Here is a 14,700-nt window from a genome sequence, read left to right as displayed (position 1 = left end):
TACGGTAAAAGTCTGACCTCAAGGGACTAAAGGTACTACTCTCCTTTTTGTATTTAATATGCAAATTTTACAATCCTCGACTGGATTCTAGTAAAAATAGTCTTTTCGTAGCAGCCCCCGTTGTCAAAACAATAAGACGTTTTACTCAAGGATACGACAGAAAATAAATAGAATCTTACTAGCATTGGGAAAGCCCTTAAAAAATAGAAATAGGAGGGAAATGGTACAAAGGGGATGGGCGTACCCGGTAATATCTATTTAGTAGGAGATGAAGCTTAGTCATGGGTAAAAAAAGAACTCTTAAATCAATACTACTTTTATTAGCATTTTTATTGGTATTTTCTTCATTCGGAATGGGGGTATTCGCGCAATCAAAAGATTCACAATCCTCTGCTCCTAAACAATTAGCAGAATTGCATGGGAACATCGATCTCAAATCCTCGAAATCTACTACAGTGATTGTGGAGATGACGGAAAGTTCAATCGTAGAAGCAAAGCATTCTGGAAAGTCACAATCAAAAGCAAATCTAGCAAATGAACGGAAAAAAGTAAAAGATGCTGTGAAACAAGCAGCGAAGTCTAGTAAGGTGAATCGAGAATACGACTACGTATTTTCTGGATTCTCAGTCGAATTAAAAGCAAATGAAATCCCTGCATTGTTAGCAGTGCCTGGGGTAAAAGCAGTTTATCCTGATGTGGAATATACGGTAACAGGAGATACTGGTAAGGCTATTTCAGAAGAGGTATTTAGCCCGCAAATGGCGGATAGTGCTCCATTTATCGGCGCTGGTGAAGCATGGGAGGCTGGTTATACAGGTGAAGGAGTGACGGTTGCAGTAATCGATACTGGTACAGATTATACTCACCCTGATTTAGCACATGCATTTGGTGAGTACAAAGGGTATGACTTCGTAGATAACGATGCAGACCCACAGGAAACGCCAGCAGGTGACCCGCGTGGTGCTAAGACAGACCATGGTACTCACGTAGCGGGTACGGTTGCGGCAAATGGCGGAATTAAAGGAGTAGCGCCAGAAGCGACCCTTTTAGCGTATCGTGTTCTTGGCCCTGGTGGAAGTGGAACAACAGAAAACGTAATTGCTGGAATTGAGAAGGCTGTTCAAGATGGGGCAGACGTCATGAACCTTTCATTAGGTAACTCATTAAATGACCCAGACTACGCAACGAGTATTGCGCTCGATTGGGCAATGGCTGAAGGTGTAGTCGCTGTTACATCAAATGGAAACGCAGGTCCAGCTAATTGGACAGTTGGATCACCAGGAACATCTCGTGATGCCATTTCTGTAGGAGCAACACAGCTACCATACAATGTATATAATGCGTCGATTTCAACTTCTGAAGGAATTGATTATCCATCTGCAAAAGTACAAGGATTCCCAAGTGATGAGGAGTTGCTTGCTCTGAATGGGAATGAATTTGAGTTTGTACATGTTGGGTTTGGTGCGCCAGCGGATTTTGTTGGTAAAGATTTAGAAGGTAAAATCGCGTTAATAAGTCGTGGTGCTGGCATTCCATTCGTGGATAAGGCCTCTGCAGCAAAAGCAGCAGGTGCAGTGGGTGCAATTATCTATAACAACGCAGCTGGTGAACAACCAGATGTACCTGGAATGGCAGTTCCGACCATTAAAGTTTCCCAGGAAGATGGCCAGAAATTACTATCTGAATTAGCAGAAGGCAATAACACAGTAAGCTTCAATATCCAATTTTCGCACGGTGTAGGAGAGTTAGTAGCTGACTTCTCATCCCGTGGACCTGTTACAGGCACTTGGATGATCAAGCCAGATGTATCAGCACCAGGTGTTAATATTACAAGTACGATCCCAGGTGGTTACGGTGCGAAGCAAGGTACAAGTATGGCATCACCACATGTGGCGGGTGCGGCTGCACTAGTTTTACAAGCACATCCTGAATGGTCTGTAGAAGACGTGAAAGCAGCATTAATGAATACGGCGGTAGAGTTAACGGATGCGGATGGAAATGTATATCCACACAATACCCAAGGTGCTGGTAGTATCCGACCACTTGACGCAATTAATACAAAAACACTTGCTACACCTGGTAGCCACTCATTTGGCGTCTTCGCTAAGGAAAAAGGAAAGCAAGTAGAAAAGCAACATTTTACACTGAAAAATCTTTCAAGTGAAAGAAAAACATATAGCTTTGACGTTTCATTCAAAGACAATCCAGCAGGCATTAAAGTAATGCCAAGTAACAATTTAAAAGTAAACCCTGGTAAGTCACAAAAGGTAAACCTGAACGTTCAAGTAGATGCTAGCAAGCTTGAACCAGGCTACTATGAAGGAACAATCATGATTAGTGACGGGAAGGAAACATTCGATGTTCCAACGATCCTATTTGTCCAAGAACCTGATTACCCGCGTGCTGAAGCAGTCTTTGTATCGTTAGAAAATGGTAACTTAACGCAGGTTGGCGGCTTCTTCCCGGGTGGAGCGGAAAATGTTGAATTCTTTGTGTATCAATCTAATGCTGATGGTCAGGCTGTAAAATACCTTGGTGATATTGCAGTCTATGAAGATGTTCCAGCAGGCTATCAATACTTTGACTGGGATGGGACGTTATCAGATGGCTCTAAATTACCAAAAGGTAGCTACTACAACGTCTATGCGTACGCAACATACAAAGGTCAAACCGACTTAGCCGGAACAAACTTCCGATACTAAAATCAAAAAAATGGTGTCAGGCTCATTTGCCTCGACACCATTTTACCTTTGTTACAATCCTGCCTTGTTATTTTACAATAACCTCGCCTACCATACCTTCTTTGACATGGTACCGACAAATCAATTCATATGTACCGCTTGTTTTTGGTTCCACAGTCACAATTTTGATTTGTTTTGGTTTGACTTCATAGTCGATTCCGAGCTTTTCTACTGTGAAGGTGTGTTCCTTAACGCCATTGTTTTTCAAAACCAATACAATTGGCTTTCCTTGGGGAATCGTAATCGATTTTGGGTTAAAAGAATTATCGTTCATTTGAACCTCAATTTTTTGAATCGGCTCTAAAGGCTGTGTTTCAGCAAATGCAACAATCGAACCACCAACCAACAACGTAAGTACAACCATCCAACCTGTTATCCATTTAATCGCAGACATTCAAATCCCTCCTTTCTTATCACTATCTTTTTCTAATTCATCAATTATTATCAGAGAGATGAAGAAAGGATGAGGAAGCCCTTTAATTACAACGAGATAAATGAGCTTTAGGAAATGACTATAACTTAAGCCCCGTCCGACTCTTAAATCGTCTCAACAAGATATGACTTTCCACTCTTGTGATCCCGTCCAAACTATAAAGCTCTTCATTAATAAAGTTTTCAAGTTTGACGAAGTCCTCAACTAGGACATGCATATGCAAGGTGCTTGGTCCTGTCATCTGATAGCAGCTTGCAACACTTGGATTGTTCGCAAGTGTTTCTGCCACCTTTACAAGAGAAGCTGGTTCACAGTCGACCTCGAAAAAGGCGGATACCCCTTTACCTACCTTTTCAGAATTAATCACAACCGAAAATTTTTCAATCACGCCTTTTTCAATCAGCTGATTAACGCGCTCGCGAATCGACACCCTCGAAAGGCCAAGTTCCTTTCCAATATCCACGTAGGACATTCTCCCATTTATCGTTAACAATTCTAAGATTCTTTTATCAATCTCATCGATTTTCATTCGAACACCACTTTTCAACGGTTTACTTGAGTATCTTTATTTTACCATCGGTTAGGCATGATGTGGACATGCTTACGAAATGTAAATCCAATTTTTCACATAAAAATATAGAATATACTTTTAATTTCAACTATAATCATTATTATAAATAAAAAATTCCGTTTGTTAATTGATTTTGGAAAAATAACTAACAATTGTCAAAAAGGGGATACATAGAAGGGGGATTTTTAACATGAACTTGGATTACTTGAATTACCCGTATGCTTCACAGAGAATGGCGACGTTTGCGAAAAATGGGATGGTTGCTACGTCTCAGCCATTAGCTGCACAAGCAGGATTAGATATTTTGAAAAAAGGCGGAAATGCAATTGACGCTGCAATTGCAACAGCAGCAACGCTAACGGTCGTAGAGCCTACTTCGAACGGAATTGGCGGGGATGCCTTTGCACTTGTGTGGGTAAAGGGTGAACTACATGGTCTAAACGCAAGTGGACCAGCGCCAAAGAGCATTTCAATTGATGCGGTGAAATCAAAAGGACATGAAGAAATGCCAACCTTTGGTTTGCTACCTGTTACAGTACCAGGCGTTCCTTCCGCATGGGCAGAGCTTTCGCGTCGTTTTGGCAAACTGCCTTTGACTGAAGTATTAGAGCCAGCAATCAAATATGCTGAAGAAGGCTACCCATTGTCTCCAGTTCTCTCAAAATATTGGAAGGGTGCTTATAAAAGATACCAAGAGATTTTTAAAAGTCCTGAATACAAGAACTGGTTTGACACTTTTGCACCTGAAGGACGCGCACCGGAAATTGGCGAGGTGTGGAAATCTGAAGGTCATGCGAGTACTCTACGTTCAATTGCTAAAACCAATGCAGAAAGCTTTTATAAAGGCGATCTTGCTGATAAAATCGACGCCTTCTTCAAAGAGCATGGTGGCTTTCTTTCAAAAGAAGACCTCGCAGATTATCAACCGGAGTGGGTGCAGCCAATTTCGGTGAACTACCGTGGCTATGACGTTTGGGAGATTCCACCGAACGGGCAAGGGATTGTTGCGTTAATGGCACTTAATATTCTGAACGGCTTTGAGATAAACGAAAAAGAATCAGTCGATACCTATCATAAGCAAATTGAAGCTATGAAACTTGCATTCTCAGACGGAAAGAAATATGTAACTGACCCGGAAAAAATGTCAGTGACTGCAGCACAGCTTTTATCAGAAGAATTTGCTGCCGAGAGAAGAAGTTTAATTGGAGACGAGGCTCTTACTCCTGAACCGGGAACACCGCCAAGTGGTGGGACTGTATATCTAGCAGCAGCTGACTCTGAAGGGAATATGATTTCGTATATTCAAAGTAACTATATGGGCTTTGGTTCTGGGATTGTCATTCCAGGTACGGGGATCGCTCTCCAAAACCGTGGTCATGATTTTTCATTAGATCCTACTCATGAAAATGCGTTAGAGCCAGGGAAAAAGACATACCACACAATTATCCCAGGATTCTTAACAAAGGATGGCGAAGCAGTAGGTCCATTTGGTGTTATGGGTGGCTACATGCAGCCTCAAGGCCATGCACAGGTCATCATGAACACAATTGACTTCCATCTGAACCCGCAGGCAGCCCTTGATTCACCAAGATGGCAGTGGATTGAGGATAAGAAAGTGTTAGTGGAGCCTACTTTCCCAACACATGTTGCCCAAGCACTTGCAAGACGTGGTCACCAAATCCAAGTGGCACTTGATGGTGGTAGCTTTGGACGCGGCCAAATTATTTGGAGAAATCCAAAGACGGGCGTACTTTCCGGAGGCACGGAGGCGCGAACGGATGGTAGTATTGCATCTTGGTAATTCAAACAGAAAGTAGTGGATTATATGAAACAGCGTGATTTGTTTTTAGCGTTTTTGCGAGTGGGGCTGTTGGGGTATGGGGGCGGTCCTTCCTCCATTCCACTCGTTCATAAAGAGGTAGTTGAGAAGTACAAATGGATGAATGATGATGAGTTTTCGGATGTACTTGCGCTCGGAAACACATTGCCAGGGCCAATTGCGACAAAAATGGCCGGCTATATTGGCTACCGTGTTGCAGGTGTGGTAGGTATGATCAATGCCGTATTAGCAACTATTGTTCCTACCATCATCATGATGATTATCTTGTTAACGTTTTTATCATCGATCAAAGACCAACCATGGGTGCAAGGGATGACAAAGGCCGTTGTGCCGGTTGTTTGCGTCATGCTAGCAACGTTAACGTGGGATTTCTTTAAAAAATCAAAGGACTCCTTAGGCTGGGGTTTCGCAGTAGGAATCATTGTGGTGAGTTTCTTATTGATTGAATTTGTCTCCATCCACCCAGGAATCATCATTGGAGTTCTGTTACTTGCAGCACTCGTCAAAAAAGATAAAGCAAAAGAAGTACAGCATAAGACAGAAAAGGGTGTTGGCATGTGATTTATTTGCAAATTTTCTTAGCCTTTTTTATACCAGGTATTGTCGGATACGGTGGTGGCCCGGCTTCAATTCCACTTGTTGAAAATGAAGTCGTAGGACGTTACGGTTGGTTATCTGTTACTGAATTTAGTGAAGTGCTAGCGCTTGGTAATTCACTTCCAGGTCCAATTGCTACCAAAATGGCGGGCTATATTGGGTACGAGGTAGCGGGAGTTCCAGGTGCACTTGTTGGCATTTTTGCAACTGTAGCACCATCACTCATTTTAATGGTGGTATTATTAGGCTTTTTATACAAACACAAGGATTCTCCAAAGGTAAAACGCATGTCTAGCTATGTTCGTCCGGCGATAGCTGTTTTACTAGGAACGATGACAATTAGCTTTTTCACAACATCTTATGTAGATGCAGGTTGGCTCCAAACAATCCTGATTATTGTTGTTAGCTTTGTGTTATTGGAAAAACTGAAGGTTCATCCAGCCTATGTTATCATTGGCGCGCTAGGATATGGAGCTATTTTTCTCGCATAAGGAGATGTAAATGATGAAAAAATTACTACTTACGGGATTTGTCCCTTTTTTAGATAATCCAATCAATCCAACCGAGGAAATTGTGAAAGCTCTGGAAGGACAAATAATTGCTGGATTCGATGTTGTTGGGAGAGTATTACCGGTTGATTTTGCAGAATCAGCTACACAATGCCTAAAGCATGTGGATGAAGTGAGTCCTGATGTAGTGATTTCATTAGGACTTGCAGCCGGAAGAAGTAAAATTACACCGGAACGAATCGCAATCAACTGCCGTGATGGTGAGCCGGATAATAGCGGTGTGAGGTTGCAAGATGCACCAATTGATGAAAACGGGCCAGCGGGTTATTTTTCAACATTGCCGATTCGGGAGTTTGTTAATGCCTCCATTGAAAAAGGCTACCCAGCTGCTATTTCAAACACAGCGGGTACCTACCTGTGTAACAATGTGATGTATTCAGTGCTTCATAAAATCGAGCAAGAGCAACTTCCAATGCGAGCTGGATTTATACATATTCCAGCCTCACATGAGCTCGCGCTACAAAAGTCGGGTATCCCAAGTTGGTCGTTAGCCGATCTAACGGCTGCGATTCGTGCGATGATTGAGGAGCTCGGTGAGTAAAAAGATTTATTGTTGTTAACATTGAAATAGAACTATTAACTTAACTTTGGTCCAATAGCCATTTTGAATACAAGTGAAAGAATTGAAAACACTAAGAGGAAGCCTGAATGGGGCTTCCTTTTTTGCATTGAAAAAAAGCTTCAGAAAGGAACTTCAAACATGAAGCAGCTATATATTTTTTATGCGTTTTTTAAAGTTGGCATACTTGGTTATGGCGGTGGTCCGTCATCTATACCACTTGTCCACAAAGAAGCGGTGGACCGCTATAAATGGCTTACAGATGATGATTTTGGTGACATTCTGGCACTTGGAAACACATTGCCTGGGCCAATTGCGACCAAAATGGCCGGCTATATTGGCTACCGCGTTGGAGGTTGGCTCGGCATGATAAATGCTGTGTTGGCGACCACCATTCCTACCATTATCTTAATGATTATTTTGCTCACTTCGTTAACTTCATTTAAAGACCTCAGTTGGGTGCAAGGCATGACAAAAGCGGTTCTCGCAGTAGTTGGGGTGATGCTCGCTCAATTAACATGGGAGTTTTTGGTGAATGCTAAAAAAGGCCTCGGGTGGATCAAAGCTATTTTATTGGTTGTGATTAGTGTGCTGGCGTTAGACGTGTTCGGTGTGCACCCTGGCATTGTAGTCGGTGTCTTACTGGCAATTGCTCTATTAAAAAAGGACAAACAGGAGGCGAAACAAGAATGATTTATGTACAGCTCTTTATTGCCTTTTTCATTCCAGGTATTTTAGGATATGGTGGAGGACCTGCCTCCATACCACTTGTGGAAAATGAAGTGGTCCATCGTTTTCATTGGCTATCCGTTCATGAATTTAGTGAGGTCATTGCAATTGGAAATGCGCTACCGGGCCCAATCGCTACCAAAATGGCTGGCTATATCGGCTATCAGCAAGCAGGAGTACTGGGTGCGGTGGTCGCTGTCTTCGCAACGGTTGCACCCTCATTGATTTTAATGATTGGTCTTCTTAGTATATTGAAAAAATTTAAGCATTCCCCAAAAGTGAAGCGGATGACGAATTACATTCGGCCGACCATTGCCGTCCTACTAGGAGCGATGGCGTACCGCTTTTTTGAAGAATCGTATGTTGACGCTGGTTTGTTACATACGCTCATTTTAGTAGTAGTGAGTTTTTTGCTACTCGAAAAATGGAAAGTCCACCCCGCGTATGTGATTGTGGGTTCTCTTCTGTATGGGGCCGTGTTGTTGTAGGGGTTGTCCAATGAAGAAGCAAAATAGAGTACTTCCCCTACAGCGCAAATGCCCCCTACTTTTAGCATAATCCCTCATACCTACCCCTCATCCATAGAACTATTTTTCCAAATTTCGGCAAAAATTTTTCTTGACGAGCTTTAAGAAAAAATTGATAATAAAAATGTACTAATTTTCATAATATTACAAAATAGTATATAAAAATAAAACAAACCATAAGCATTGGATTATCGCAATACTTGACAACGCTTTCATAACAAGGAGTGGAGCTTACTTATGATCTTATATTTGATGCTATTTGTTGTTGGGTTTAGCCTATTTATGGCGTTTAAGCGAAAGCGCCCTCTCTTTTTACTTCTTCCGTTTGCATCCATCTTTGCGTATTTTGTTTTTGAAATCATCCGTTTCCCTGCGCCACTTGGAGAGACGGTACGGTTCATTTTTAACCTAGGCTAAAAGACTAGGAGATTACTAAAAAAGCTTAAAGGGGGTGATAGAAACCAACAAGAGCGCAACCAAAATACGGATTTCGATTTTATTTCTATGGAGGTGCTAGTATTGAAAAAAGTTGATAAGAAGATTGCCGATGGATACTTTCGTGAGAAAACGCGAAATATCATTATCTATCTCATTATTGGATTTCTTGTTTCCTTTGGTGTTGTCATGTTTGCTGAACCGCTATCATCCTTTACGGTAAATGGGCTACCGTTCCATTATTTCATGGGGGCACAGGGAGCTGTTGCGACGTTCATTATTATCCTGTTTGTGAATGCTAAATTAAGTGACAAAATTGACGAAAAGTATGGCATTGACGAAAGCAAAAACGAACAGATTAGCTCTGGAAAAGCACTTGATCATTAAACCTACCTACAAAACACTCTTGAATCTTAGAACCTACTAACAAAATGAACCCCTACATCTTGGATGATGTAAATGACTAGACATAGTAATAACCATCCCACACAACATGTCTAAAACCTAAAAAAACCTAAAAAAATGCAAGATTTCCTACTGAATTGTAGTACCTACACTTGAACCTAAAGGGGGAGGAAATTTGGATACACAATTTCTGGTCTCATTGATAATTATTTTAGCGTCATTTGCTCTATATATTGGAATCGCGATTTTCAATCGAGTAAGTGCGACGTCAGACTTTTATGTAGCTGGACGGGGAGTACCTCCGGTTTATAACGGAATGGCCATCGGGGCGGACTGGATGAGTGCGGCGTCATTCATTGGAATGGCTGGAACTGTTATGGCACTAGGATATGGTGGTCTTGCCTATATCATGGGATGGACAGGTGGTTATTTATTATTAACCTTCCTTCTCGCACCGCAGCTTCGAAAATACGGTCGTTATACGGTGCCTGAGTTTATTGGGGATCGTTTCGATAGTCACACAGCTCGAATTGTAGCGGCAATCTGTACAATCATCATTTCCTTTACATACTCCATCGGTCAGTTATCTGGTTCCGGGGTTGTTATCGGACGCCTTTTTGAAATTGATGCAGCAATCGGAACGATGATTGGAGTTGTGTTAATTGCTTTCTACGCTGCGATGGGTGGAATGAAGGGGATTACGTGGACACAGGTTGCACAATACATCGTGTTAATCGTTGCGTACTTAATCCCTGTTATTTTTATTTCCTTACAATTAACAAGCAATCCAATACCGTGGCTTTCCTACGGTAAAATTGTAGAGGAAATTGGAGAATTAGATCGTCAACTTGGCTTCACTGAATACTTTGCGCCGAAAGAATCGGGTCCTGATTGGCAGTTTCTTGCATTAATGTTTACGTTAATGTGTGGTACAGCAGGATTACCGCATGTTATTGTCCGTTTCTATACCGTATCTACGATGAAAGCAGCCCGTTGGTCAGGTGCTTGGGCTCTATTATTCATCGGGTTATTGTATTTATCAGCACCTGCATATGCCGCGTTTTCACGTTTCATCCTAATGACACAAGTAGCCGGTCAAAAAATGTCAGAGCTCCCTGCGTGGACGCAAAGCTGGATTGATACAGGTCTATTAAAACTTGCGGATACGAATAATGACGGAATCTTACAATGGCAGGAAATGACGATTGCCAATGATATCGTCGTTATGGCAACGCCTGAAATTGCGAATCTTGGGGTATTTGTTATCGGATTAATGGCGGCCGGAGCCATGGCAGCGGCGTTATCGACTGCAGGTGGATTAATGATTTCACTATCGTCCTCATTTGCACACGATATTTACTATCGCGTGTTAAAACCTGACGCGACAGAAAAGAATCGCTTGAGTGTGGCACGTTGGTCAATTGCCATTGCTACTTTGATTGCAGGATTGGTTGCATTAAACCCTCCAGGTGCAATCACGCAGATTGTGGCATGGGCCTTTGCAATTGCATCTAGTACTTTCTTCCCGGCACTTGTACTCGGTGTTTGGTGGAAGCGTTCAAATGGAAAAGGTGCGATCGCAGGTATGATTACAGGATTGGTTGTCGTATTAACGTACATCTTTGCGGCAAAATACGGTGGCTTCACGATCCTTGGCATCATCGATACTGGGGCAGGAATCTTTGGAGCAACAGCAGGTTTCTTAGGGAATATCATTGTATCTCTTATGACAGAGGCTCCATCTCAAGCCAAGCAGGATGAGGTAGTCGATATGCGCTACCCAGAACAAATGGTTTATAAAGATGGTGAAGTTTGGATTAAAGACGAGTTATAAAATAAATGATTAACGGTTCTATGGGGATATCCTGTAGGACCGTTTAACAATAGAGTACAGAAGCAAGGCTTCTGCACTTTATCGTTAAAGCCCCAGGCGGATGCCACGATTTTTCAGCGGAAATTTTTCGAGACATGCTCGAAAAAAATCGGGCGCAAATACGCCAAAGCGTATTTGATTAGGAGGGGAAAACATGGAGCGCCTATATGAAATGGTGAAGGAACATCCATTTTTTCAAGGGCTGTCGAGGAAGGAAGGTATGGAATTCCTATCCCTATGTAAAGAAATAACATTTACTGAATCGGATTTACTGTTTCAGGCGAATGAGCAGCGGAAGGGGATACTTCTGCTGCTTTCTGGCGTTGCGGAAGTATTTGTTGGTCCTGCTGAAAGTCGAGAGGTGCTTGAAATCTTAAAACCAGGCGAGTTAATCGGGCTTTCTAGTATCGCAGAATTATTTTTAGAACAAAAACAGAACTTTGAGTACCGGGTTGGTGTAATTGCTACAGAAGATGGAGAATGTCTAATAATCCCAAACCATGCGATTAAAGAGAGACTTCATGATTCAAACTTCCATCACTACCTCTTCACTCAACTCGCGATACGGTTACGAGAAGTCTATAGTACCATAGCAGAACAGGTTTCAATCTCCAGAAAAGGAAACAAAAATGGTGCTCTCATTCGAAGAGTTCAAGAACTCATGTCAAAAAAGCTTGTCTCAGTTGAGTATAATGACTCGATCAGCACCGCAGCAAAAAAGATGACAGAGAACAATACAAGTTCCGTTCTCGTTTTGGAAGAAAAGAAGTTTCTCGGAATTATAACAGAGCGTGATTTTGTTTCCAGAGTCATCTCTGAACAGAAAAGTGGAAACCTACATGCCGCTGAGATAATGACCGTAAACCCTGTTACGATTTCAAAATATGCCTATTGTTATGAGGCACTCTCAGTCTTTATTTTACAAGGTGTTAAGCATTTACCAGTCATTGAAAATGACGAAGTTGTTGGGATTATCACTCTTTCAGATGTATTGCGCCAAAATAAGGACAATATGATGCGAACAATTAAAACAATTGAAAGTGCCACTCTCTCTACGTTGCCGGCTATTAGAACAGCCATTTACGAAGTAGTAGATGCATTGTTGCAGGATGACGTACCGATTTTTAAAGTACTCGGAAGTGTGACGAAACTGTATGACAGACTTGTCAAAAGATGTATTGATATGGCAATTGAGAAGATTTCAAAACGGGATAATCTTCTGCCACCTAGCGCTTTCTGTTTTTACCAAATGGGGAGCGCAGGGCGTGCTGAGCAATTCCTAATAACAGATCAAGATCATTTTCTGGTCTATGAAGCTAGTACCTCTGAGGCAGATGATTATTTCTCAAAGTTAGGAGAAGAAATCGTTCACTTATTAGAAGAGGCCGGATTTGCACGTTGTTTAGGAGATATGATGGCGAGTAATCCCGACTGGCGTGGCTCATTAGATACATGGATGGGGCGGGTTCGAACATGGAGTGTAAAGGCAACAAATCAAAATATGCTACTAGCACAGAATTTCTTTTCCTTCCGATTCTTATATGGAGATGAAAGGCTAAACGTTACATTTGAAGAGAGGCTTAATGAAGAAGTAGAGCAAACAAAAATCCTTCTATACCGTTTGCATGAAATCGAAAAATCAATTCCTTCGTTAGACCATCCAATTCGTGCCTTGTTTAAATTAGACCGTAAGCAACTAGATATAAAAAAGGAAATTCTATTTCCGTACCATCATTGTCTACAAATCCTTTCATTGGAATATGGAATCATCTCTGGAACTCCTTTTGAAAGGATTGATAGATTAGTAGAGAAAAATGCCTTCAATCCGAATTTCGGAAAAGATATAAAGTCTGCTGCTTCAGAGGTGATACGTGTTTATGTGAAGCAAAGATGGCGACAGCATAAAAATAAGGAGGAGTTGACTTCTATCCTTCATTTTTCACACTTATCGACAAAGGAAAAAGAAGAACTCATTCTTAGTGTGAAAATTTTGAGAGAGATTCAAACTCTAGTAAAAGCGCATTTCGCAGTTTGAAAGGAGTAGAGTTCGTGTTCTTTGGAAAAAAAACACTGTTCCAACAGCTCCATCAGGAAATTCCGTTGTCAACGCCAATAGAGGAGGTTACATTTACAGTTTTTGATACAGAAACGACTGGATTCCAAGTGAAAACTGTAGATCGTCTACTTGAAATCGCAGCAGTCCAAGTAAAAGGTTTAAAGGTTTGCGAAAAGGAACAATTTCATACATTTGTTAACCCAAACCGACAAATTTCTCAGGAAATAATCGAATTGACAGGAATTACGGATGAAAAAGTCGAAAACGCACCACCATCAATTGAAGGAATCACAGAACTTTTCAATTTTATAAAAAGTCAAAATAGCAACTGCCTTGTTGGGCATTATGTCTCTTTTGATCTAATAACATTAAAGAGTGAACTGAAACGTAGTAATTATCGCTTGGTGCGAATGCCAACTATCGATACATTGGATTTGATTGGCTGTATTTCACCGTCATATGATATGAGAGATTTGCATAGGTACGCAATGAACTTTGGAACCCGGATATACGAACGGCATTCTGCGACAGGAGATGCTCTAACTACCGCGCATCTTTTCGTCGAGCTCCTCCACCAATTCCTAAACCGTGGAAAACGAACATGGGGAGATCTCCTACATGCCACAGAGAATCAAAATCGAATTTTTTAAGGAAAAACTGATTTTCTGCTTGTCCAAGCACGAAAAACAAGCCATTTTTTAAAATATTTTGATAAAAGCCTTGTCCCTCTTGACATTTATAGCATAATCCCTCAACCAAGCTAATAAAATGGTTACAAACCTAACAAAGAGAGTGTTTGAGGTGAGGGGGCGTATAACCGTCTTCGAAGTTCCAGCAATTCATATGACGAATAGTGTTCAAATAATATTACTACTTCTTCGTTGAAGCAATAACGCGTCTCATTTCACACTTCTCACATCCACATAGGGAGGGCGAGTAGTGTGCACGATTACATCAAAGAACGAACTATCAAGATTGGAAAGTATATCGTGGAGACAAGAAAAACAGTTCGCGTCATTGCGAAGGAATTTGGCGTTTCCAAAAGTACTGTCCATAAAGATTTAACTGAAAGGCTACCTGAAATCAATCCCGAACTGGCAAATGAAGTAAAAGAAATCCTTGATTACCATAAATCAATTCGACATTTACGGGGTGGAGAAGCTACAAAACTTAAGTATCGAAAAGAAGAAGAATTACAAGAAGAACCAGTGAAATAACATGAATGTGACTTTCCTCCTATAAATAACGACATTTTCCTACAAAAAAATTACAAAAATACTATTTTAAATGTCATTTTGTGATACAATATATTATTAGGAAAATATGTGCATTTGTGTCTAAAATGCAAGGAGGAAAGTTACTCAA

General features: G+C 41.3%; 15 protein-coding genes. 13 read left to right on the top strand and 2 right to left on the bottom strand.

Annotated features, from left to right (window positions below):
• Positions 1-281: 281 nt before the first annotated feature.
• Entirely contained in the window at positions 282-2,702 is a 2,421-nt protein-coding gene (locus tag CZ490_RS16220; protein ID WP_077619877.1) for a S8 family peptidase, read from the top strand.
• Between the two features lie 67 nt (positions 2,703-2,769).
• On the opposite strand, the gene CZ490_RS16215 is transcribed toward CZ490_RS16220, so the two are convergent.
• The gene (locus CZ490_RS16215; RefSeq protein ID WP_077619876.1) at positions 2,770-3,135 is read right to left on the bottom strand and encodes a cupredoxin domain-containing protein; all 366 of its coding nucleotides are present in this window, start codon (positions 3,133-3,135) and stop codon (positions 2,770-2,772) included.
• A 118-nt stretch (positions 3,136-3,253) separates the two neighbouring features.
• Complete coding sequence (locus tag CZ490_RS16210; protein ID WP_077619875.1) at positions 3,254-3,703, bottom strand: Lrp/AsnC family transcriptional regulator; 450 nt, start codon at positions 3,701-3,703, stop codon at positions 3,254-3,256.
• A 232-nt stretch (positions 3,704-3,935) separates the two neighbouring features.
• On the opposite strand from CZ490_RS16210, the gene CZ490_RS16205 reads away from it, so the two are divergent.
• The 12 genes from CZ490_RS16205 to spoIIID all read left to right on the top strand — a co-directional run bounded on the left by CZ490_RS16205 (position 3,936) and on the right by spoIIID (position 14,552).
• Complete coding sequence (locus tag CZ490_RS16205; RefSeq protein WP_077619874.1) at positions 3,936-5,546, top strand: gamma-glutamyltransferase family protein; 1,611 nt, start codon at positions 3,936-3,938, stop codon at positions 5,544-5,546.
• Positions 5,547-5,570: 24 nt separating this feature from the next.
• Positions 5,571-6,146, top strand: coding sequence for a chromate transporter (locus CZ490_RS16200; protein WP_077619873.1), 576 nt, complete (start codon positions 5,571-5,573; stop codon positions 6,144-6,146).
• Complete coding sequence (locus CZ490_RS16195) at positions 6,143-6,673, top strand: chromate transporter (RefSeq protein WP_077619872.1); 531 nt, start codon at positions 6,143-6,145, stop codon at positions 6,671-6,673. Before CZ490_RS16200 ends, CZ490_RS16195 begins: the two co-directional genes overlap by 4 nt.
• A 13-nt stretch (positions 6,674-6,686) precedes the next feature.
• Complete coding sequence (pcp, locus tag CZ490_RS16190; protein ID WP_077619871.1) at positions 6,687-7,292, top strand: pyroglutamyl-peptidase I; 606 nt, start codon at positions 6,687-6,689, stop codon at positions 7,290-7,292.
• Between the two features lie 159 nt (positions 7,293-7,451).
• Positions 7,452-8,003, top strand: a complete 552-nt coding sequence (locus CZ490_RS16185; RefSeq protein ID WP_077619870.1) for a chromate transporter — start codon at positions 7,452-7,454, stop codon at positions 8,001-8,003.
• Entirely contained in the window at positions 8,000-8,527 is a 528-nt protein-coding gene (locus tag CZ490_RS16180) for a chromate transporter (protein ID WP_077619869.1), read from the top strand. The genes CZ490_RS16185 and CZ490_RS16180 overlap by 4 nt, the downstream gene beginning before the upstream one ends.
• Positions 8,528-8,803: 276 nt before the next feature.
• Positions 8,804-8,983: a hypothetical protein gene (locus tag CZ490_RS16175; RefSeq protein ID WP_077619868.1), complete on the top strand. Its 180-nt coding sequence runs from the start codon at positions 8,804-8,806 to the stop codon at positions 8,981-8,983.
• Between the two features lie 102 nt (positions 8,984-9,085).
• A complete protein-coding gene (locus tag CZ490_RS16170) occupies positions 9,086-9,388 on the top strand; it encodes a DUF4212 domain-containing protein (protein ID WP_077619867.1) in 303 nt (100 codons plus the stop codon).
• 193 nt (positions 9,389-9,581) lie between these two features.
• Positions 9,582-11,240: a sodium:solute symporter family protein gene (locus CZ490_RS16165; RefSeq protein WP_077619866.1), complete on the top strand. Its 1,659-nt coding sequence runs from the start codon at positions 9,582-9,584 to the stop codon at positions 11,238-11,240.
• A 193-nt stretch (positions 11,241-11,433) separates the two neighbouring features.
• Positions 11,434-13,314 (top strand): DUF294 nucleotidyltransferase-like domain-containing protein, encoded by a 1,881-nt coding sequence (locus CZ490_RS16160; RefSeq protein WP_077619865.1) that lies wholly within the window; start codon positions 11,434-11,436, stop codon positions 13,312-13,314.
• A gap of 14 nt (positions 13,315-13,328) precedes the next feature.
• On the top strand, positions 13,329-13,985 hold the full coding sequence (locus tag CZ490_RS16155) for a 3'-5' exonuclease (protein WP_077619864.1): 657 nt from the start codon (positions 13,329-13,331) through the stop codon (positions 13,983-13,985).
• A gap of 291 nt (positions 13,986-14,276) precedes the next feature.
• Positions 14,277-14,552: a sporulation transcriptional regulator SpoIIID gene (gene spoIIID / locus CZ490_RS16150; RefSeq protein ID WP_077619863.1), complete on the top strand. Its 276-nt coding sequence runs from the start codon at positions 14,277-14,279 to the stop codon at positions 14,550-14,552.
• The last annotated feature ends 148 nt before the right edge of the window (positions 14,553-14,700 follow it).

Origin of the sequence: Litchfieldia sinesaloumensis (genome assembly GCF_900156865.1) — a bacterium.
Taxonomy (GTDB): Bacteria; Bacillota; Bacilli; order Bacillales; family Bacillaceae_L; genus Ferdinandcohnia; species Ferdinandcohnia sinesaloumensis.
Note: the sequence above shows the minus strand (reverse complement) of the source record. Positions and strands in the feature narration are given on the sequence as shown.

Excerpts from the sequence above, each read along its gene's own strand:
- CZ490_RS16205 (WP_077619874.1), top strand. The coding sequence starts at position 3,936 with ATGAACTTGGATTACTTGAATTACCCGTATGCTTCACAGAGAATGGCG.
- CZ490_RS16215 (WP_077619876.1), bottom strand. The coding sequence starts at position 3,135 with ATGTCTGCGATTAAATGGATAACAGGTTGGATGGTTGTACTTACGTTG.
- CZ490_RS16160 (WP_077619865.1), top strand. The coding sequence starts at position 11,434 with ATGGAGCGCCTATATGAAATGGTGAAGGAACATCCATTTTTTCAAGGG.
- pcp (WP_077619871.1), top strand. The coding sequence starts at position 6,687 with ATGAAAAAATTACTACTTACGGGATTTGTCCCTTTTTTAGATAATCCA.
- CZ490_RS16200 (WP_077619873.1), top strand. The coding sequence starts at position 5,571 with ATGAAACAGCGTGATTTGTTTTTAGCGTTTTTGCGAGTGGGGCTGTTG.
- CZ490_RS16220 (WP_077619877.1), top strand. The coding sequence starts at position 282 with ATGGGTAAAAAAAGAACTCTTAAATCAATACTACTTTTATTAGCATTT.
- CZ490_RS16210 (WP_077619875.1), bottom strand. The coding sequence starts at position 3,703 with ATGAAAATCGATGAGATTGATAAAAGAATCTTAGAATTGTTAACGATA.
- CZ490_RS16175 (WP_077619868.1), top strand. The coding sequence starts at position 8,804 with ATGATCTTATATTTGATGCTATTTGTTGTTGGGTTTAGCCTATTTATG.
- CZ490_RS16185 (WP_077619870.1), top strand. The coding sequence starts at position 7,452 with ATGAAGCAGCTATATATTTTTTATGCGTTTTTTAAAGTTGGCATACTT.
- CZ490_RS16180 (WP_077619869.1), top strand. The coding sequence starts at position 8,000 with ATGATTTATGTACAGCTCTTTATTGCCTTTTTCATTCCAGGTATTTTA.